Below are 19,243 nucleotides of genomic sequence, written 5' to 3'. Positions count from 1 at the left end.
CACCGTGCGGGTGGGTTTCCAGCGGTGTAATCAGGCCCTGAATTGAAGCCTGTCCCTGTCTTGGTTTGACCGAGGCTGCGGGGCTAGGCCTCCCAATCTTGGGCCCGCGCTGGAGACCGGCTTCACCCGCCGGAACGCGGCGAGCACGGCCCGTCCGATCACCGTTATGCCGATGATCGTGGTGACCGCGCGCAGGGTGTCCCAGCCCGCCGTCGACGTGACCAGCGAGTACAGCAGGAAGCTGGACAGGTTGGTGCTGAGCGGCGCCCCCGGCTGGTACGAGATGCCCGTGCCGGCGCCGACGGCGAAGGGCCAGAACCACAGGTTGGTCAGCAGGCCGAACAAGTAGGACGCCACCGCGCCGTAGCCGCACAGCATCCACAGCTCCGCCTTACCGCGCACCCGCCGGGGGAGCAGGCCGGCCCCGGCACCCACCCACGCGCAGGCGAAGATCTGGAACGGCGTCCACGGCCCGATCCCGCCCCACAGCACGCTGGAGACGGCGATGGTGGCGGCGCCCAGCAGGAGGCCGAAGCGGGCACCGAACGCGCGGCCGGCCAGGATCAGCAGGATAAAGACCGCCTCCACGCCCCCGACGCCGGTACTCGCCACCCGTACCGCCGAACCGACGGCTGCCAGGACGCCGAGCAGCGCCACCATGTGTGCCGAGCGGACGGACCCGTCGAGGGACAGGACGACGGCGATGGCGGCCAGGGGTGCGATGGCCAGCGCTGCGTATGGGACGGCTGCGGCGGCATCCTGCGGGAGGGCCGTGGCGAGCAGCGGCCAGCAGAACGCACCAAGCGCCAGCAGGTTCGCGGCCGCGAGGACCGGAAGCTCGACGGCGCGCGGCAGCTGGATGCGGCGCGGTTTCACGGCACCGGGAAGCTCCGTCCGCCGGTCCGTGAACTGCGGTGTCGCGATGCGTGCTGGGGCGGCGCTGGCTGCCGCGGCACTGGACGGGGCTGCTTCGACGGTAGGTGCAGGCGCGACGCCGTCACGCATCGGCAGGATCCGGGCGCCGAGACGCTGCGCGAAATCGAGGTCGTGGGTGGCGATCAGGACGGCCGCGCCCGCGTCCGCCGCAGCCCGCAGTGTTGCGGCTACTGCCGTGCGGGCCGCCGGATCAAGCCCGCGGGTGGGTTCATCGATCAGGAGAACCTGCGGATCGTCCATGGTCTGCAGCGCGATGGCCAGGATCCGGCGCTCGCCAGCTGAAAGATCCCGGGGATGCTCGTGCCCGATTGGGATTGCCACGTCTCCCCGCAGCCGGGCAAGGTGGGACGCCGCAAAGCCGGAGGCGGGCTGGCCGCCGTCCTTTCGGCGTGCAAGGCGGCGCTCAGCAGCGCGGAGCTCGCCGGCAACGGTGTCCCGGGTAAAAAGGTCGTCCGAGGCGTCCGGCACCAGGGCCACCCGGCCGCCGTCGGAGGAGATGTTCCCGCTGATACCGTCACCGGCCTTACCCTCGCGGAGGGCGAGCGCCACCAGAAGGGACGACTTTCCGGCGCCGTTTGGCCCCACCAGGGCCACCACTTCGCCGCGGTGCAGGGTGAGGGACGCGTCGCGCACCAGCGGCTGGCCCTTGCGGTGCACCGCGAGGTTCGCCGCCGCCAAAACAGGTTCGTCCTGCGGCTGCTCGGCCGGGGACGGGCGGACGTCAGCAGGCCGCGGAGAGGCGGACGGCGTGGCACCCTGGACCCCTGCAGTTGGGATCAATGTGCCGTCGTCGATGGTCCACCAGGAGTCGGCGACGGGCACGAGCGGCTCCGCGCGATGCTCCGCGACGATGACGCAGACACCTGCGTCGTGGGCGAGGGCGTGCAGCACGGCGGTGACGCGTGTGCGGGCTGCGGTGTCGAGGTCGGCCAGGGGCTCGTCCACCAGGAGCAGGGCGGGATGTTCGACGACGGCGGCAGCGATGGCCACAAGCGTAGCTTCACCTGCCGAGAGGGTACTGAGGTTGCGGTCCAGCAGCGCGGTCACCCCGACGCTCTCCGCGACCTCCAGCACCCGTGCCTTCGACGCTTCGGACGGCACGCCGCGCAGCTCAAGAGCGAGGGAGATTTCGTCCCGGACCCTGGTGCTGGCAAAGGCGGCGCGGGGGTTCTGCAGGACGACGCCGACCAGGCGTGCGGTATCGCGCGGGGGAGTGGCGGCGCGGTCTGCTCCGGCCACGCGCACCGTGCCGGCGATCTCGCCGCCGTCGGCATGGGAAAGGAGCCCGGCGATGCCGCGGAGGATGGTGGACTTCCCGGAACCCGTGGGCCCGGTGATGACAGTGATGGACCCGGGTGGCGGCGCGAATTCGGAGACATACACCTGCGCCTCACCGATGCGGAAGTGCGCGTCCCGGATCAGGACCGCTTCTGGGGCGCCGCGTGCGGGCTGGTGGGACACCCGGCTGCCAAACCCGCGGAGCTCCAGGGCGGCGGCAACCCGGCCGGCGTGCTCGAGGGTCCGCTCGAGCACGGGAACAAGGGCGCGGGGCCCGAAGCGTTCGCCCCGTAGCCGGAAGGCCAGGCGCACCGAGTGCACGGCGTCCGCAAGGGCCGGCAGCGCAGCCCACGCCACCACCAGCATCCGGGCGATCCCCTGCATGGGGCCGCCGCGGGCCAGGTGGACGAAGCCGCGGGCCACGTCCACGAAGGAGTTGAGGATGCCGAAGCCCAGGATGATGCCGGCAATCGGCAGGGCGGACAGGACCGCCTCCCACAGGCCGGATCCCGTGACCGCGCCGAAGAGCACTACATGCGCGTACGGCGCGGGCAGCCGCACCGGCGGCAGGTCGAGCAGGACCGGGGTGCCCCTGCTGGCGCCGTTGAAGAGGACGCGGTAGATGACCCGCGCCGCGATGAAGATGGCGGCCAGGGCCACCCCAGCACGTAGCGGCGCGGGTCGGAAGGTCATGCCTTGGGTGCGGCCGGTTCGCCGTCCACCGTGTAGAGCAGTTCCAGGCTCTCGCCGGGGCTCACCTTCAGGGTGGCGAGGCCTTCCTGGGCGTAGGCCCACTCACCGTCGGCCGGCTTGACCCAGAGGGACCAGTACGCGAAAGCGGCGGGCATGCCCTTGCATTCTTCGCGGTACGTGCCGGCCTTGTGGGTGATGTCGAGGTCCGCGGCGGGCACGCCGTTCACCCGGCAGACCAGCTCGGTGGGGTACTGCTCGGTGCCCTCGGTTTTGATGTCCGCCTCGGCGAGAATTTCAGATGCCACGGTGGGCTCGGTGGCGGACACGCACGTGGAGGTGTCGGCGGCATCCTGCTTCAGGGCGCCGGAATCCACGATGACCTGCACGCCGTCGCAGTCCCCGGAGGCTGCGGCGGACGACGCCGCGGCGGTGGTGGCCGGTGCGGAGGCGGCGGGCTGGGTGGCGGCCGGTGCTGAACAGGCGGCGAGGGAAAACAGGAGACCTGCGGCGGCGAGGGAGCTCGCGGCGGCGGTGCGGATGTTAGTCAAAGTCACCTGATAAGGGTAGGGCGTGGCAAGTCAGGATCGGGATGCCGCCACGTTGTGTGACGCCGGCTTGAACGAGCCGGAGGTCCCTAATTCCCAGGTGACGGTAGCGACCCGAGGACTGCCGCGGCCGGTCACGGATCCTGGACTGACAAGCCGGTCTGTCACGGCTACTGTCAAAGAATGCGCTCAGCGACGCAAAAACTGGCCCCTGCTGATGAGGCGAACCTGGTGCTCGACCACGCCGGGCAGGTCAACGTGTTCCTCGTCGCCTGCGTACTCGGGCCGGGTGGTTTCCTGGCTCCGGACGGCACAGTGGACAGGGCAGGGCTGCGGGCGGCTCTCCGCGGGCGGATTGCTCAGTTGCCGGCGCTCAACCGAAGGGCAACCCAGATGGGGCGCCAACATTACTGGAGCGAATCAGTGCCCGACCTCGAACATCACATCCGTGTGGTGGAGCCTGTCGATGGTCTTGCGGGATTTCAGGACAAATGTGCCGATCTGATGAGCCAGCCGCTCCCCTGGGACCGTCCATTGTGGGAGATCCTGGTGGTACCTGGCGCGGGCGCGACGGGACTTGGTGTGGTGCTGCGCATCCACCATGCGGTGGCGGACGGGATGACAGCGGCGGTGATTGCGCAGCGGCTCTTTGATCCGGGCGAGCCGGGGCCGGCGAACGAGACGACTCCACACCGGCCAGCAAAGGTACCGCAGTACCATCCCACGAACGATCCACGCCGCGCCCTGGGTCGGCTTACAATCGGGCTGCGCCGCATCCGAAAGACCCTATGGGGCCGTGGTGTGGGCGGCACGGTGCTGCTCGGTGAGCGCAGCGCGCACCGCGGCGTCGCTTTTCTGCAGGCAGAAATCGAAGCCCTGGAGACGGCGGTACGTCCGCGGGCTGCCACGGTAAATGACGCACTGCTTGCAGCGTCCGCATCCGGCTTCCGAGCGGCCTTGATGGCTGCCGGCGAACCGATTCCCGCCTGGCTGCCTGTGTCAGAGCCGGTGGCGCTGCGCCGCCGCGGGTCTGCAGGGAACCAAGTGGGAGTCATGCTTGTGCGGCTTCCGCTCGGCGAGCCCGATCCCGACGAACGCTTGCGGCTTATCGCCGCCCAGACCCGGGAGGAGAAGCTGCGCGCAAGGGACCAAGGAACCCTGGAGTTTATGCGCGGTCCGATCGGCGCGCGCGTCATGGACCGCCTCGCCCGGCGGCAGCATCTGGTTGCCGGGTTCGTCACCAATGTGCCTGGTCCGGAAGGAACTTTCCGCCTCGCGGGAGCCCCGGTTGCCGCTCTCTGGCCCGTTGCAGTTCTCGCCGGCAACGTGCGTCTCGGCGTTGCGGCGGTCTCATATGGCGGCAATCTGTGTTGCGGAATCCACTTCGACGCATCCAACGTGCCGGGCGACGTTTTTGCGTCTGCCATGGGCGAGGAGATGGCGCGTCTTGGCAAGATACCGCCAGCCCCTCGTTGTTGAACCGCCCGTCCTGGGAGAAGGTCCCCTTCAGCTGCTAGGGACCGAAGCTGAGCGGCCGACGGCGGGTGCCCACCCGCCGTCGTTCGGGGTCTGGACACGGGCAGCGGCCGGATTTATGGTGCAAATGTGGCGGCTGCCTGACTGGCAGGAAGGCAAATGCTGCCAGTCCGCTGTTGCTGCCGCCCGTCAGAAGGAGGAAGCAGATGGAACACGTCGAAGAGACCGTGGAAGTCGATGTCCCGGTGCGGACCGCGTACAACCAGTGGACCCAGTTCGAATCCTTTCCGCAGTTCATGTCCGGTGTGGAATCCGTAACCCAGCTGACCGACCGGACGAACCACTGGGTCACCAAGGTGGGTGGTGTCAAACGCGAATTCGATACCGAAATCGTGGACCAGGAACCTGACGACCGGATCGCCTGGCGCAGCACCGACGGCAAGTCCCACGCCGGCATCATCAGGTTCACGCCGGTGGATGCCAACCACACCAAGGTCAGGGTCCACTTCGAATGGGCCCCGGAGACCGTCACCGAAAAAGCCGGCGCGGCACTGAAGATCGACGAGATGCAGGTGAAGGCCGACATGCGCAAGTTCAAGGCCTTCATTGAGTCGCGCGGCACCGAAACCGGTGGCTGGCGCGGCGAAGTCAAGGACACCGGCCCCACCGGGCAGTTCTAGGAGTGCCGGCGGGACCAGTTGGGGAAGCAATGCCCCACAAACAGGAAGCGGACGACGGCGGGTGCCCACCCGCCGTCGTCCGTTTTTCTTTTGTCCTGGTTGCCTTCGAGGCAATTCCAGCCACAGGTTACAGCTGCGGGACGCACTCTCCGGTCCCCAGCAAGGCCAGTCCCGCCCGGTCGCCTGCGCCGAAGTCCAGCTGCCCGGAGTTCTCTGCGTACATCAGCTGGGTGGGGTCGTCCACGTGGTCCAGCCCGATCACGTGCCCCAACTCGTGCATGATGACCGCCCTTACCAGGGCGGGGCCGTCCGGGTATGCCAGTGTTTCTGCCAGGCCGGGCGCGTCGAGATGCACCTGGCCCGTGACGTAGACGTAGGGCTCGCCTTCGACCTGTATGGCTGAGCTGCCGCCGGTTCCCGCAATTTTTCCCGCCAGCCCGGGTGTTTCTTCCGGTGTGGACCACGCGATCAGGATCGGGGCCCACTTCTTGCCGTAGCGGTCGGGCTGGTAGGTATCGCGGGTATCCGAGGGCGCCTCATCGGTGGATCCGTCGAACACGAACTGCAACCCCGTGGCAGCGGACACGGAGGCCACAGACTCATGAATGAGCTGCTCCGATCCCGGCAGCGCGAAGTCCTGCCGGACCACGTAGTGGAGGGGCCGGCACGGGTCGTAGGCGACAAAGGGCTGGCCGGGGTCCGGCGACTCCTGCAGGACATAGGCCGATGAGCCGGTGGTGGCAGCAGGGACACCCAGTGGAGAGGATGCGGCTTCAAACCCCGGCGGAGGGACCTCGGAGCCGGGCAGATGGGGCAGCGCTGCCGAGAGGACGAACCTGTTGAACAGCGTGGGAGTGAAGTAGAGGCCCACCACGAGCGCGAGGCCCAGGACGGTGGCTGTCCTTGAGCTCCACCTGCGGGTGCGCGCCGGTCTTGTTCTACGGAAACCGCGGCGTTTTCCGGTGCCTGCTGCGGGAGGTGTCCGCCAGGGATCAGGCGAATCAAGCTTTCCGAGGGCCTCGTCAATTGCCCACTGGGGGATGCGTCCGCTCGGGGACCGCCGTACCCCAGGGGTTCCGCCCGGGTTGCCGCGCCCCCCGGAAGAATTGCTCCCGCCAAAACCTGCTGCCACCAGCGCCCCCTTGTTCCCCCAAACCATCTCCTTCGATGGTCCGCTCAGCATAGTGGCCCTTCGTCACAGCCGCGAGGAAAGTGTCATGATGCCAAACGCACCGTTGCCGTCCCGGCAGGGCCTTTTCCGTGGGACGATAGCACCAGCGGGCCGCTGGGTGGCCGTGCGTGACGATGAATGGCCGGGGGCATCATGGCACTTGATTCGAACTGGACTGCGACGGGAAGGCCTGCGCTTGACATGGCAGCCGTAAAGGCTCCCGGCGTGCCGGACGATCCCCAGGCATCAATGACGGTGCTGGTGGCCGACGATGACGCGGGATCGCTGCTGGTGGCCAAGGCCGCCGTCGAGAAGTACGGGCACCAATGCATCGTGGCCGCGGATGGCGCGACGGCGTGGCAGCTGTTCCAGGAGTGGCGCCCGCAGGTGGTGGTCAGCGACCTGGTGATGCCGGGGCTCAACGGGTTTGACCTCTGCCGCGCCATCCGGGCCTCGGAAGCAAGTTCCTACACGTACGTGGTGCTGCTGACCTCCCATGGCGCGCAGGAGGACGTGCTGGAAGGAATGCGGGCCGGAGCGGACGACTACATCAGCAAGCCGCTGGACCCCTTCGTCCTTCACACGCGCCTGCTGGCCGCCCGGCGTGTGACAGCAGTCCACCACGCCCTGGCCGACGCGCTGGATGAGGCCAAGGATAGCAATGAACGGCTCGCTGAATTCACCGGGCGGGTCAGCCATGACCTTCGAAATCCGCTCACGTCCATCCTGGGCTATGTCGAGCTGGGTGCCACGGACGCAGAATCCGGCCACACCGAGGAGGCGGCCGAGTACCTGGAAATCGTGGGTGGCAGCGCGCGTCGGATGCTGTCCATGGTCGAGGAGCTGCTGGCATTCGCTTCCATCGGCGGTTCGCTGTCCAGGGCCCGGCTTTCGCTGGCCAACCTCGTGGAGGAAGTCACCCAGGACCTGCGGCTGGGCCTGCGGGAAGCCGATGCCGTGGTGCACTGTGAGGATTTCGCTTTCGACGCTGACGAAAGCCAGCTGCGCGTGGCCCTGCAGAACCTGATCCAGAACGCCGTGGCCTACCGCCGTCCCGAAGTTCCCCCGGTCATCACCGTCACGGGCCACGCCGCTGGAGCGGGCGTCGCAGTGCGGGTACAGGACAACGGCAAGGGCATCGACGCCGGGGATCGGCGCAAGGTGGTTGAACCGCTGGTCCGCCTGCACCGCGACGGCGATCCGGCCGGCACGGGGCTGGGCCTGGCCACCTGCGCCCGGATCGCTGCCGCCCACGGGGGAAGGCTGGAGATTTCTCCCAGCCCCATCGGCGGGACCACCGTCAGCATCTACCTCGGATCGCCGTAGGGCGCACCTTTCCACCCGCCAGCGATAAAGGGGAACGGACGACGGCGGGAGGTCCCGCCGTCGTCCGCCCCGGCTTAGGCGCCTGCGGCCACTGGCACCAAGCTGCTGTCCGCCGCGGTGCCGGCGAGCTGCGGCGCCCAGCCGTCCGTACTTTGCAGATAGCTCCGGACCGTGTAGTTGCCCGCCTCGCCTGCGGGCAACTGCGGGCGGTCGGCGGTCACCTGCGCGCCGGGGCCGTTGTTGTTGTATTCGTGGAACCGCGCCTCCCGCCAGGAGAAGCCGCTCATGTCCGTCCACGGCGTCCCCGAAATGTGGGCGCCGAGCCAGGAGTCCCTGACCAGGACCTGGGCTACCGCGCGGGGATCGCCGCCGGGGTGCCACGGCCTGCCCAGGTGGACGCTGTTGGCTCCAGCATCCGAGACCAGCCGGCACTGGTCAAAGAGGTAGCCGTACTTGATGGACAGGTCCTGGCTTCCCGCCGTGACGTACCCGTTGTTCGTCGCCGAACCGCGGTCCAAAGACTTGATCTCGCAGCCGCTGAAAACGGCAGTGCCGCGCCCGAAGATGAAGTCCACGTCCCCTTCCACATAGCACTTGTCGAAGTAGAAGCGGGCCGGGACCCCCGTGCCCGGCGAATTGACCAGCAGGGTGTCCTGGTTGCCCAGCATCCTGACGTTGGACAGCACGGACCGGTCGGCCGTGATGTGCAGCGCCACCGCTTGCCGGTCCTTCATGCCCATGTTGGCGGCCTCGTCGAAATCGTTGCTGATGGTCAGGTTCCGGGCCTCGAAGTCGGGGCCATCGATCCGGACCGAGGCACTGCCGGAGGTGCCGTAATTTCCCGTGCCGTCCGGCTTGGGTGTGCCGGAGGCGTTGTTGAAGACCAGCACCACGTCCTCCGGTCTGCCGCCCTGCCCGATGAACGAGATCCGCGGCTTGCTGCTGGGCACCCGGATCATCTCCCGGTAGGTGCCGGGATGGATTCGGATCACGGTCCGCTGGGTGCTGTTGGACGGAACGGAGTCGACGGCGGCCTGCACGGTCGCGAAGGTCCGGCCCGGTCCGACGTCGAGTGTCACCGGGAGGTCGACCGGGCGTTCAGCAGGCCAGTACATGCCGAGCAGGGGGTCCGTGCCGGCGTCGATGTTCAGGAAGTAGCCCGGCGGGACGATCTGCTTGGCCTGGAGTTCGCGGGCTACCAGCTTGGCAACGGCCAGGGCGCCGGCGGCCTGGAAGTGCGTGTTGTCCTCCGAGCCTTGCGGATACTGCGGGTGCTTGCCCGGAGCCAGGAAGAGGAAGTGTTCCTTGGTGCCCTCCGGTCCCAGCTGCTGCCACAGCTGCTTGGAGGAAGCCGTCAGGTCCACCAGCGGGGTACCGGTGGAGGCAGCGAGTTCCCGCACGGCTTGCGGGTAGGCGCCGTGCGAATCCTGGGCGGTTCCAAAGGAATCGAAACGGCGGCGTTCCACGCTGGTGACCAGCACGGGCTTGCCCCCGCGGGCCCTGGCACCGTCGATGTACCGGCTCAGATACTCCTTGTAGGAGGTGTCCGGGAGCGTGCCCCGCGCCGGGTCCGCCACCTTTTCGTCGTTGTGGCCGAAGGAGATCAGCAGATAGTCGCCCGGCTGCATCAGCGCCAGCACCCGGTCCAGCAGGCCGGCGTCCGCAAAGCTCTTCGAGGAGGCGCCGGACCAGGCGTAGTCGAAGACGGTGGCCTGCGGCCCCAGCAGGAGCGGCAGCGCCTGCCCCCATCCGGCGCGGGGCCGCTCGGACTGCTGGTACGCCGACGACGTCGAGTCCCCGACCACGAAGATCACCGGCCTGGTGCGGGGTTTGGTTGGATCCGTGTTCGCTTTGGCGATTGCGCCGGCCACGCCCGTGCCGGAGAGGGCCATAACCCCTGCGGTCAGCCCCAGGGAGGTGAGGACAGCCCGCCGGGTGGGCAGAATCGCGGCCATCAGTGTCCCCCTCCTGCGGTGAAGACCGGTCCGGTGTTGTTCTGGAGCAGGGCCGGGACGGCCTGCGCCGGGTGGACCTGCGTACGCAGAGTCGGGGTCCAGGATGTGTCTTCCGCCAGCTGGTCCGCGGGCGCGGCAGCGGCGTTGTAGGCGGCGCGAAGGTCGGTGATCTTCCCGTTGACGGCGTTGCCTACTGTAGTGATCGCGGTTCCCTTGAAGCGGGTGATGAGGTCCGCTGTCTCCACGCCGGCCGGCAACGTGAACGCGTTGGCCTCCGCGTACAGGTGGGAATCGAACCCGGCGCCGAAGGTGTAACCGTAGGGGACGGTGCTGTCCGCGTTCACCTTGAAGTGGTTGTTGTAGACGTCCACCTGGCCGAAGCGGACCCGCGGGGCGCGCTGGCCCACATTTTCGAAGACGTTGTGGTGGATGGTGACCCGCAGCTTGCCCGGGTCGCCGCGTCCGGGTGAATCGGTGGAGCCGATCAGGAGCAGCTTGTCATGGTCCGCGAAACGGTTGTAGGACATGGTCACCAGGTCCGAGCCGTTGGTGACGTCCACCGCGCCGTCATGCACCTGGTAGGGGCGGCCGAAGTAGAGCGGCTGGGAGCTGTCCAGGTTGGGGGCGTCGGTGAATTCGGAGTGGTCGATCCAGACATTGGTGGCTCTGTTGACCACTTGGAGCATGTCGTATTCGCTGTTCCAGTTGCCTTCGGCGCCGTCGGTCGGATCCCAGGACGGGAAGCAGTCGTGGGCATCCCTTACCGTGAGGTTGCGGACGATCACGTTGCTGGCGCCGTTGATCCGCAGTGCTGCGCCGGTGATGGTGCTCTCCGGGGTGGCGCCGACGATGGTGGTGTTGCTGGGAATGTCGATGCGGATGTTCAGGGCCTGCTTAGTGGCGGCTGCCTTCCGGGCGGTTTCCTGCGCGCCGACGGGACCCTGGCTGCGCCCGTAAGTGGCGGGGTCGTAATCCTGAAGGTACTGCTGCAGGCTGTAGCCGGTGCCTTCGGCGTAGTTCTCACAGGTCATGGCGGAACCGTCGGGTGCCGTGTTGGCATCAATAGTTCCGTGGACCCGCACGATTTTCGGGGCGGTTCCGGTGGCCGCGAGTACGGCCTGAAGCTCTGCTTTGGTGGAGACGTCATAGACGTTGGCGTCCGTTGCCGCGGAACCTCCGGTGGTGCCAGTTCCGGCAGATGCCCAGCCGTTCCCCTCGGCGAGAACCTGGCGCTCCAGCGGCGTCTGGGCCGTCTGGGCTGCGGGGTCGGACGCCGGGTTGGGCGACGCTCCTGCCGGAGCCGAGACCATCAGTGCTGCAGCTACTGCCACGGCTGCGGACATGGATAAGGTGCTGCTTTTTCGCATGTTCTCTCTTCCGTCATTGGAATGAACTCGCGCCCCTGCCGGCGGCTGCTATGACGCCGGTCACGTACGGGCCCTGATAGGGAGACTATCGAGAAACCGGTTTCTCAGCAAGCGTTTTCCCGAATGTAGGGACAGTTCAGGGAAGTCACCCGCGGTCATGCCGCCAGTGCACTCCACCGCCTGGCTTGGGCCATCGAGCCGGACACGAACTGCATGTCCTGACCGGACCGCCGTCGAGCAGGACCTCGACCTGTCATCCGGCTCGGTTAGAGCCGGAGCTCCATGAACACGCTGTTGGGATCCAGCGAGTAGTCCGCAAACGGCGGGCATTCGGTGAAGCCGTGCCGCGCATACAGGCGCCGCGCGGGGGCGAAGTAGTCCTCGGTTCCGGTCTCGAGGCAGACGTGTTCAAGGTTCCGCGCGCGGGCGTCGTCGAGGATATGCCGGAGCATCAGGGTGGCAACGCCCCGTCCGCGTGCGCCCGCCGCGGTGCGCATGGACTTGATCTCGCCGTCCCGGGCCGCGCCGGGCGCCCGTCCCAGGAGCTTGAGGGCGCCGCACTCCAGCAGCGCTGCGTTCTCGCGGGCGGTCCAAAACGTGATGGAGGGTGCGGACAACGCGGAGTGGTCCAGTGCGTGGACGCTCTCTGCCGGCGAGGTGGCGAACATGTCCGCCAGGTGCTCGCTCAGGAGCTGGCGGACGTCAGCGCGTGCGGGATCGTCCCGGTCAATCGAAATCATCGCCTCCAATGTACCGGCAGCGGCCCGGGCAGCTACCCCGCGCTCTTGTCGATCACGCAGAAGCGGTTCCCGTCGGGGTCCTCGAGGACAAGGAAGTCCGGGTCCTCCGGGTACAGGTCCCAGTCCACCCGCCGGGCTCCGAGCGAGACCAGCCGCTCCACCTCCGCCGCCTGGTCATCCGCGTACAGGTCCAGGTGGACGCGCGGGCGCTCCTGGACCGGCGTCTCGCTGCGCATCAGCGAGAGCTGGGCTCCCGGGCCCGACGCCGGAACAAGGGTTACCCAGGTGTCATCACCGGGTTCGCGGGGGACATAGCCGAGGGCAGCGTGCCAGAAGTCGGTGGCGCGGGCGACGTCATTGACGCCGAGGACAAGGGTGCCGATGGTCAACATTTGCCCAGCCTAAACCGGCCGGGCAGAACCTGTCTGCGGGCATTGTGGGAGCGGCCGGCCGGGCGCACCATGGTCATATGGACGCCCAAACATCCGGAGCCGTAGAGCTGAACCTGCCCCAGGCCTTCCTCCTGCTGGCCACGAACGATCAAGACGGAAAACTCGAAGTGCCGGTGTTCGCGCTGCGGACCACCCTGGCCGGGGCGATCCTCGCCGAGCTGGACATGATCGGCGCCATCCGCCTGCAGGGGAAGCACGTCCGGGCCACGGGCACCACCCCCGCCACGGATTTCCAGCACGAACTGGACCTCATCCGCCATAAGTCACGGCCGCACACACCCAAGGCCTGGGTTTCCATGTTGGAGGGCCGGGCGGAAGTGCAGCGGGTCTACGAGGGAATGGTGTCCCGGGGCATCGTGGAGCATGTGGGGGAGAAGCACCTTGGGGTCTTCCAGACCGTGCGCTACCCGGAAAAGGACCACGCTCCGGAAGCGGCTTTGTTGAAAAAGCTCGAAGCCGCATTCAGCGATACGTCGGCACCTCCCCAGGTGCCGGACTCCATGGAAGCAGTCAACGCTGCCTCTGCCGCCGGAGTTCCTGACGCTGCCCCTGCCTCTGCGAAGCCTGCAGCCAAGGCACACGAACCCAGGACCCTGGCCCTGATCGCGCTGATCGAGGCGGCCGGGCTGCTTCCCAAGCTCTTCCCGGCGGCGGACAGGGTATGGGCGGACGAGCTTGCCAAGGACTACTGGCCGGCCCGCGCTGTGGAGGACGAGCTGCGCATGATCAGGCTCGCGGAGGAAGAAGCCGCAACCCTGTAGCCGCTACACGCCCCTTCCCTCCAGCGGGATCACCTCCACGCGGGTATCGGTGCCGAGGATCACCAGGACGTGCCGGGCTGTGATGCCCTCGAGGGCTTGTTCCAGTCGGCCCACGCTCCCGCCGGTGACAGGAAAGGTGCCCGGCTCCGGCGGGGCCGTCCCGCTGTCGTCGGCCCGCTGCCACACCGTGACCCTCGCACCTCCGGTGATCTCAATGAGGGCCTTTTCCATTGTCTCGGAACCGGAACCGGCCACCAGGGTGACCTGGTCGATCACCCGCTTGCGGACGGGACCGGCTGCGGCGAGAAGGGCGCGGTCACGCCGCCACAGCGCGAAGTGGTACCCAGCCACCAGCCCGGCGGCCACCAGGAGCCCGAGCGGTCCGCGGATCCGGTCAACCACGCTGCCGCCCAACACCCCGCCCAGCAGGAACTCGAAGATCCGGTACGCAATCACCAGCAGGGCGATCAGTGCCACCACCGCGCTCACGCCGAAGAACGCGATGAGGTAGATCCGCCTCCCCGGCGGAATCGCATCCGCGCTCCGCGGCTGCTTGTCCGGTTTCCACGCCAGCCACCAGGCCGGGCCACCTACCACCAGCGAGCTGATGCCGCCCAGGAGCAGGGTCCGCTCCGTGCCGCCGGCCAGCGGCGATACCGCTGCGGCCAGAAGAGAATTGATGATTACGCCAATCCCGGAGGCTGCCGCGGCCAGGGCAACAGCCGAGGTGACCAGGAGGCTCGCGCGCCGGTTTTCAACGGAACGGTCAACAGCCACCGCGCGGTGGTAGCGCCACACCACCGCCCCGACCAGGCCTGCAGCCAGGGCGATAGCCAGGGGCTCCAGGATGTCACCGGTCGGATCGGTGGGGTCAAAGGCCAGCCTCAGGAGGACAAACAGCACCACAGCGCTTCCACCCAGCGCGGTAATCCCGGCCGCGAAGATTCCGACGGCGATGGTGCTGACGTCAACGAGCCCGGTCCGAAGCCGGCGTCCGTCCTCGTGGATCCAGTGCCACCACCAGACCGCACCTCCACCGGCCGCCCACACAACAGACCGGAGCACGGCATGCCACCACGGAGCCGCTCCCGTCAGCGAAAGACTGCCGCGGATGGCGGCGTCGAAGAGCCCGCCCAGCGCGTAAATCGCTGCGATGATACCAACCACGAGGCCGAAAACCGTTCCGATGGTGGTGCGGATGTCCGCAAGGTGGGCGGCCCCTTTGTCCGGGTGCTGCCACATCCAGCGGTGCCAGACCCAGACGACGGTCCAGACCAGGCCAGTGGCCAACGGGGACGCCCAGTGGGCCCGTGACGTGCCGATCCAGGAGGCCGCAAATTCCAGCAGCGACGTGGTGGCGATGATCAGCGAGACCGCGTACATCCCGGCCAGGTACAGGCCCCAGCCGGTTGCCGTGCGCTCCGCCTCGTCCAGCCTGCGCCACAGAAACCACCACAGGAGCAGGGCCAGCGGCCCGCCGATCAGGGTGAAGGAAAGTCCGCCGGCGAGCCCCTGCGCATCGGTGGTGGCGAGTACGGACGCGGACTCGAACAGGAGTTCCAGCAGCCCGCTGACGCCGGAGGCTGCAATCGCCACCAGGGCAAACAGGAGGGCGTACTGGATCAGCCGGCGCAGTGTCATCTGGGCGTGGGACAGTGACGAGGTTCCCGGCTGCAGCTGGAGGCTCATGGCCTTGCTGCTGTTCCGGTGCAGGAAAGCAGGGTGTACGGGGCCGCGGCGATCTTCCACGCTCCGCCGTCTTTCACGAGCGAAAAGGAGTCCTCTGATTCAAACTCGGACGGGCCGAAGGGGCCACCGCCGGAAGACTCGACGATAGAGACCGTCACCGTGGCCGAATCCGCCCGTTCGTTGGTGTCCACCAGGACCACCCGGTCGGGACGGGGCATGCCGATGTATTTTCCCTCGGCGCACTGGGCCCGGGCTTCTTCTGTCAGATAGGCGCTGCCCGCTGCGGTGTCCCCGTCGATAACTGCCGCGCTGTACCGCTGGACCACGCCGGCGGGGCTGTTCTCGTCCAGCGGCTTCGGGTCACCCCGCAGGAACACCACGGCCAGCGCAACGGCCACCAGCACGCCAATGACACCGAGCAGAACCGCGAGGATCCGGTCGGGTTTTCCCGCTGCACCATCCATGCCGCAAGTATGGGCTATGGAACGCACATCGGCTGCAGGCTTTCGGGAGCGATTTGGTCACCTTTTTAACGCCGGCGGAACGCCTTTGGAAGGCGGGCACGGCAAGCGTACGACGGCGAGAAGCGCCGCCGTCGTACGCCTCCTCCGGGTGCCCGCCCGGTTGGCCGGTTACCTCCCAGCCGCGGCGCGGGGCAGTGCGTCAAGGGACGGCAGCGCCGTCCCGGTAACCGACTGGAGGGCCGTCACCGTGGCGAAGCCTGCTGCCAGCAGTGCCGCATCGCTGTCCGGGTCAGGCGTCTCTGCCGTGTCCGCGATGGCCAGGCGCACGTGCTGCTGGCCGCGTTCGGCAAGCGTGGTCTGCACGATGCCGAACCTCGTCAGCGTGGCCGTGCGGTACTCGGGCAGCTCAGGGCCGGCGCTGTTGGGGACGTTGAGGTTCAGGACGCTGCCCGGGTCCTGGTCCATCAGGAACGGCAGCAGGCCGGTGGCCAGCTGCGCGGCCGTGTCCCAGTGGATCGTGTCGGGGTTGAGGCCGGTGTCCAGGGAGACCGCCAGGCCACGGCCGTCATTGATGCCGGCTGTGAGCGCAGCCCCCACGGTTCCGGAGTGCAGGATGGCCCGCCCCACGTTGGCCCCGCGGTTCACCCCGGACAGGACAATGTCCGGCGGGGGGCCGAAAGCGCCGTGGGTGGCGATCATGGTGATGAACGCCGGGGCGCCGTGGACGGCGAAGGCTTCAACGCCGTCCAGGTCCTCCAGTTGCCGCTCTTCGATGGAAATCTTCCCGTCCTCTTCCGCTGCGGTGATGGAGGAGCTGCTGCCGCTGGCCTCGGCGGCCGGTGCTGCCACCACCACGCTCAGGCCCGCGCGCACTGCCGCGGCAGCCAGGGCGTGCAGGCCGGGGGAGCCGATGCCGTCGTCGTTGGTGATGAGGACGCGCGTGGGCTGGTTCATGATGTCCTGACCTTTCGTGCCAGCTCGTCGGGGCTAACCTGCTGCGCCGGTTCGTCCCCGCCGCTGTCCTCCAAGGGAACGATCCGGACAAGCTTGGCCACTTCGTGGATGGCTCCCGCCTCGCCCGATCCCAAGCCGTGGCGGGTGACGTTCTGGGCGCCCGCTGCGGTTCCGAGCACAACGGCGTCGTGCAGGTTTCCGCCGTCGGCGAGGACGGCGGCCACGCCGGCGGTGAGGGAATCACCGGCACCACTGGTTTCCACGGTCTCGAACTGTGGAGCGTGAATCTCGCTGACTTCGCCGTCATGGAGGAGGAGCGAGGGCTGTTTGGCGCGGGTGATAATGACAGTTTCGGCGCCCTCGTCGGCCAGCGTGTGCATGGCCTTGATGAGCTGGTCTGTCTCGGCTGCCTCGGCGCGGCCGCTGTCCACCACTTCGGAATCGGACATCTTGATGACTGCCGGTTTGCCGGCCAGGACACCCTTGAGCCTTTCACCGGCAAGGTCAGCGATGACCGTGCATCCGGCGGTGCGGAGGTCTGCGGTCAGCCTCCGGTACAGATCCGGTGGAACCGAATCCTCCCGGCCGGTGCCGCTAAGGATCACGGTCCCGGCCTCCATCCCTGCCTGCAGCGCCACCCCGTACAGCTCATCCAGCTCATGGCGCGTCAGGCGGTGTCCGGGCGATTCCGCCACGACATCCCGCTCGCCGCCGCGGCGGTCATGCACGTAGGCGCCACTGTTGCCTTCACCGGATACGGCAAGGACCCGGACCCCTTCGTCGTCGATGAGGTGCCGCAAGATACGTCCGGTTTCCCCGGAAAAGACGGCACACATGGTGACGGTGGCGCCGAGCGCCTTCAGCATGCGGGCCTGCCACACGCCCTGGCCGCCCGCATGGACGTGGATGTCAGCGGTGTCCTCGACTTCCTCCACCGTGACGGTGAGGACCGGGGACGGCGCAAAGATCACTACGGAACCCATGCGTCCCCCTGCCCCCTTGGTGCTGCAACTGGAACCGATGCCATGGTTGCCCCTTTCCCGGAGTCATCCGGTTGTCGTCGGAAAGACACGCCCTTTAATACTAAGCATCCTTAGTAGTTGCCTTGCCAGAGCGTATCGCGGAAGAGGGTACCGGTGCGCCCTCCCGGAACGGGATCTCGGTCCGTCCTTCTGATGCCCAATAGCGAATATTGGGAACGCTGTTGCACTGCTAGCAACAGATGAAACAGTGCGGGATTCAAGCCGGGTTGGCGATATCCCCGGATTAACTGATGAAGGACTTTCCCTTGAGCTCTTGACTGTGCCGCACATCACGATCTAACTTAGAGCAACAAGGTTGCAAACAGTGCAACTCCAAATTTTCTTGGTGGTCACATGAGTAACGAATCAACCCCGGCCGGGGCAGAGGTGCTTGCCAACGATGCCAACACCGCTCCCCTGAACCCTGCACCGACGGCGAACAAGGACGTTCGCCGCCGGGTGGTCACAGCCAGCTTCATTGGCAACTTCGTGGAATGGTTTGACTACGCGGTCTACGGCTACCTCGCCGTCACGATCGCGACGGTCTTTTTTCCCGAATCGGATCCCCAGACCGGGCTCCTGCTGACGTTCGCCCTCTTCGCGATTTCATTCCTGGTCCGCCCGCTGGGCGGGTTCGTGTGGGGACACATCGGAGACAAGGTGGGGCGGCGGACAGCCCTCTCGCTGTCCATCCTGATCATGTCCGGAGCCACTTTCTGCATAGCGCTGATCCCCGGCTACGACACGATTGGTATCTGGGCGCCTGTCCTGCTCCTGATCATCAGGGTTGTCCAAGGCTTTTCCGCGTCCGGTGAATACGCCGGGGCGTCAGCCTTCCTGGTGGAGTACGCCCCTGCGGGCAAACGTGGCCTCTACGCTGCGGTAGTACCGGCCAGCACCGCCGCCGGCCTGCTCCTCGGTTCACTGATCGCCGGCCTGCTCACAACCCTGTTGTCCGCCGAAGCATTGCACAGCTGGGGTTGGCGGCTTCCGTTCCTCTTGGCAGCCCCGATGGGCCTCATAGGCCGGTATATCCGGAACAAGCTCGAAGACACCCCGGTATTCCGCGAACTGGCCGCCGAAGACCATGCTGACAAGGCGCCCGTGTCCAGCCTGTTCCGGAACCACTGGCGGCAGCTGCTGCAGGCCGTCGGTGCGGTGCTGCTCAACGCCGTCGGCTTCTACGTGATCCTCAGCTACATGCCCACGTACCTGTCCTCCGAGCTGGGCCTGGGCGAAACCGAATCATTCCTGGCCACAACCATCGCGCTGGTCACCTACATCGGCTTCATCTTCCTTACGGGCATGCTCTCGGACCGGTACGGGCGCAAGAAGGTGCTCATCAGCGCGTCCATCGCCTTCATCGTCCTGACTGTCCCTGCCTTCGCGCTGCTGGGGACCGGAAACTTCCTGGTCATCGTCCTGGTTCAGGTCCTCCTCGGCGCCATGCTCACCCTCAACGACGGCACCCTGCCCAGCTTCCTGGCGGAAATGTTCCCAACCCGCGTCCGCTACAGCGGCTTCGCCGTGAGCTTCAACTTGTCCAATGCCCTCTTCGGTGGCACGGCTCCGTTCATGGCAACGCTGCTCATTGCGGCCACCGCCAGCGACCTGGCTCCGGCCTGGTACCTCGTAGCTGCCGCCGTCGTCTCCCTGGTGGCCGTGGCTCTCTCCAGGGAAACCGGCAAAGAGCCCCTGCGCCACCAATAGCTTCCTTCCAAACCAACACGCATT

The 19,243-nt window shown here is 67.3% G+C and carries 16 protein-coding genes; 5 read left to right on the top strand and 11 right to left on the bottom strand.

What is annotated here, in order from left to right; genetic code table 11:
• Window positions 1-30: 30 nt before the first annotated feature.
• Window positions 31-2,907 (bottom strand): ATP-binding cassette domain-containing protein, encoded by a 2,877-nt coding sequence (locus AC5RTT_RS01420; protein ID WP_494143700.1) that lies wholly within the window; start codon window positions 2,905-2,907, stop codon window positions 31-33.
• Window positions 2,904-3,461 (bottom strand): hypothetical protein, encoded by a 558-nt coding sequence (locus AC5RTT_RS01415; protein WP_494143699.1) that lies wholly within the window; start codon window positions 3,459-3,461, stop codon window positions 2,904-2,906. The genes AC5RTT_RS01420 and AC5RTT_RS01415 overlap by 4 nt, the downstream gene beginning before the upstream one ends.
• Window positions 3,462-3,635: 174 nt before the next feature.
• Between AC5RTT_RS01415 and AC5RTT_RS01410 the strand changes: the two genes are divergently transcribed.
• Window positions 3,636-4,931: a wax ester/triacylglycerol synthase domain-containing protein gene (locus tag AC5RTT_RS01410; RefSeq protein WP_494143698.1), complete on the top strand. Its 1,296-nt coding sequence runs from the start codon at window positions 3,636-3,638 to the stop codon at window positions 4,929-4,931.
• Window positions 4,932-5,134: 203 nt separating this feature from the next.
• The gene (locus AC5RTT_RS01405) at window positions 5,135-5,608 is read left to right on the top strand and encodes an SRPBCC family protein (RefSeq protein ID WP_494051813.1); all 474 of its coding nucleotides are present in this window, start codon (window positions 5,135-5,137) and stop codon (window positions 5,606-5,608) included.
• Window positions 5,609-5,735: 127 nt separating this feature from the next.
• Here the strand turns inward: AC5RTT_RS01405 and AC5RTT_RS01400 are convergent, their stop codons facing one another.
• A complete protein-coding gene (locus AC5RTT_RS01400) occupies window positions 5,736-6,740 on the bottom strand; it encodes a matrixin family metalloprotease (protein ID WP_494143697.1) in 1,005 nt (334 codons plus the stop codon).
• A gap of 240 nt (window positions 6,741-6,980) precedes the next feature.
• Here AC5RTT_RS01400 and AC5RTT_RS01395 point away from each other — a divergent pair, with 240 nt between their 5' ends.
• Window positions 6,981-8,105, top strand: coding sequence for a response regulator (locus AC5RTT_RS01395; RefSeq protein ID WP_494143696.1), 1,125 nt, complete (start codon window positions 6,981-6,983; stop codon window positions 8,103-8,105).
• A gap of 74 nt (window positions 8,106-8,179) precedes the next feature.
• Here the strand turns inward: AC5RTT_RS01395 and AC5RTT_RS01390 are convergent, their stop codons facing one another.
• From AC5RTT_RS01390 to AC5RTT_RS01375, 4 genes are all read right to left on the bottom strand, one after another.
• Window positions 8,180-10,060 carry a pectinesterase family protein gene (locus AC5RTT_RS01390; RefSeq protein ID WP_494143695.1) on the bottom strand — a complete coding sequence of 627 codons (1,881 nt, stop codon included), beginning with the start codon at window positions 10,058-10,060 and terminating at the stop codon, window positions 8,180-8,182.
• A complete protein-coding gene (locus AC5RTT_RS01385; RefSeq protein ID WP_494143694.1) occupies window positions 10,060-11,403 on the bottom strand; it encodes a pectate lyase family protein in 1,344 nt (447 codons plus the stop codon). The genes AC5RTT_RS01390 and AC5RTT_RS01385 overlap by 1 nt, the downstream gene beginning before the upstream one ends.
• A 290-nt stretch (window positions 11,404-11,693) precedes the next feature.
• Window positions 11,694-12,167: a GNAT family N-acetyltransferase gene (locus AC5RTT_RS01380; protein WP_494143693.1), complete on the bottom strand. Its 474-nt coding sequence runs from the start codon at window positions 12,165-12,167 to the stop codon at window positions 11,694-11,696.
• Window positions 12,168-12,199: 32 nt separating this feature from the next.
• On the bottom strand, window positions 12,200-12,559 hold the full coding sequence (locus AC5RTT_RS01375) for a VOC family protein (protein ID WP_494143692.1): 360 nt from the start codon (window positions 12,557-12,559) through the stop codon (window positions 12,200-12,202).
• Between the two features lie 77 nt (window positions 12,560-12,636).
• Between AC5RTT_RS01375 and AC5RTT_RS01370 the strand changes: the two genes are divergently transcribed.
• Window positions 12,637-13,380 (top strand): GOLPH3/VPS74 family protein, encoded by a 744-nt coding sequence (locus tag AC5RTT_RS01370; protein WP_494143691.1) that lies wholly within the window; start codon window positions 12,637-12,639, stop codon window positions 13,378-13,380.
• Window positions 13,381-13,383: 3 nt separating this feature from the next.
• Here the strand turns inward: AC5RTT_RS01370 and AC5RTT_RS01365 are convergent, their stop codons facing one another.
• The 4 genes from AC5RTT_RS01365 to AC5RTT_RS01350 all read right to left on the bottom strand — a co-directional run bounded on the left by AC5RTT_RS01365 (window position 13,384) and on the right by AC5RTT_RS01350 (window position 17,470).
• Complete coding sequence (locus AC5RTT_RS01365; protein ID WP_494143690.1) at window positions 13,384-15,069, bottom strand: DUF5671 domain-containing protein; 1,686 nt, start codon at window positions 15,067-15,069, stop codon at window positions 13,384-13,386.
• Window positions 15,066-15,533, bottom strand: a complete 468-nt coding sequence (locus AC5RTT_RS01360) for an LpqB family beta-propeller domain-containing protein (protein WP_494143689.1) — start codon at window positions 15,531-15,533, stop codon at window positions 15,066-15,068. Before AC5RTT_RS01360 ends, AC5RTT_RS01365 begins: the two co-directional genes overlap by 4 nt.
• Window positions 15,534-15,701: 168 nt before the next feature.
• Window positions 15,702-16,487, bottom strand: coding sequence for a 5'/3'-nucleotidase SurE (gene surE, locus AC5RTT_RS01355; protein ID WP_494143688.1), 786 nt, complete (start codon window positions 16,485-16,487; stop codon window positions 15,702-15,704).
• Window positions 16,484-17,470 (bottom strand): 1-phosphofructokinase family hexose kinase, encoded by a 987-nt coding sequence (locus tag AC5RTT_RS01350; protein ID WP_494143687.1) that lies wholly within the window; start codon window positions 17,468-17,470, stop codon window positions 16,484-16,486. Before AC5RTT_RS01350 ends, surE begins: the two co-directional genes overlap by 4 nt.
• 393 nt (window positions 17,471-17,863) lie before the next feature.
• On the opposite strand from AC5RTT_RS01350, the gene AC5RTT_RS01345 reads away from it, so the two are divergent.
• On the top strand, window positions 17,864-19,219 hold the full coding sequence (locus tag AC5RTT_RS01345) for an MFS transporter (protein ID WP_494143686.1): 1,356 nt from the start codon (window positions 17,864-17,866) through the stop codon (window positions 19,217-19,219).
• The last annotated feature ends 24 nt before the right edge of the window (window positions 19,220-19,243 follow it).

Source organism: Arthrobacter sp. Y3221157, assembly GCF_059089865.1.
The sequence above is the reverse complement of the archived record's forward strand: the minus strand, read 5'-3'. Positions and strand labels throughout refer to the sequence as shown.

Bases quoted from the DNA above. Each gene is read 5' to 3' on its own strand.
- AC5RTT_RS01420 (WP_494143700.1), bottom strand. From the start codon at position 2,907: ATGACCTTCCGACCCGCGCCGCTACGTGCTGGGGTGGCCCTGGCCGCC.
- AC5RTT_RS01410 (WP_494143698.1), top strand. From the start codon at position 3,636: ATGCGCTCAGCGACGCAAAAACTGGCCCCTGCTGATGAGGCGAACCTG.
- AC5RTT_RS01405 (WP_494051813.1), top strand. From the start codon at position 5,135: ATGGAACACGTCGAAGAGACCGTGGAAGTCGATGTCCCGGTGCGGACC.
- AC5RTT_RS01395 (WP_494143696.1), top strand. From the start codon at position 6,981: ATGGCAGCCGTAAAGGCTCCCGGCGTGCCGGACGATCCCCAGGCATCA.
- AC5RTT_RS01390 (WP_494143695.1), bottom strand. From the start codon at position 10,060: ATGGCCGCGATTCTGCCCACCCGGCGGGCTGTCCTCACCTCCCTGGGG.
- AC5RTT_RS01385 (WP_494143694.1), bottom strand. From the start codon at position 11,403: ATGTCCGCAGCCGTGGCAGTAGCTGCAGCACTGATGGTCTCGGCTCCG.
- AC5RTT_RS01380 (WP_494143693.1), bottom strand. From the start codon at position 12,167: ATGATTTCGATTGACCGGGACGATCCCGCACGCGCTGACGTCCGCCAG.
- AC5RTT_RS01375 (WP_494143692.1), bottom strand. From the start codon at position 12,559: ATGTTGACCATCGGCACCCTTGTCCTCGGCGTCAATGACGTCGCCCGC.
- AC5RTT_RS01370 (WP_494143691.1), top strand. From the start codon at position 12,637: ATGGACGCCCAAACATCCGGAGCCGTAGAGCTGAACCTGCCCCAGGCC.
- AC5RTT_RS01365 (WP_494143690.1), bottom strand. From the start codon at position 15,069: ATGAGCCTCCAGCTGCAGCCGGGAACCTCGTCACTGTCCCACGCCCAG.
- AC5RTT_RS01360 (WP_494143689.1), bottom strand. From the start codon at position 15,533: ATGGATGGTGCAGCGGGAAAACCCGACCGGATCCTCGCGGTTCTGCTC.
- surE (WP_494143688.1), bottom strand. From the start codon at position 16,487: ATGAACCAGCCCACGCGCGTCCTCATCACCAACGACGACGGCATCGGC.
- AC5RTT_RS01350 (WP_494143687.1), bottom strand. From the start codon at position 17,470: ATGGGTTCCGTAGTGATCTTTGCGCCGTCCCCGGTCCTCACCGTCACG.
- AC5RTT_RS01345 (WP_494143686.1), top strand. From the start codon at position 17,864: ATGAGTAACGAATCAACCCCGGCCGGGGCAGAGGTGCTTGCCAACGAT.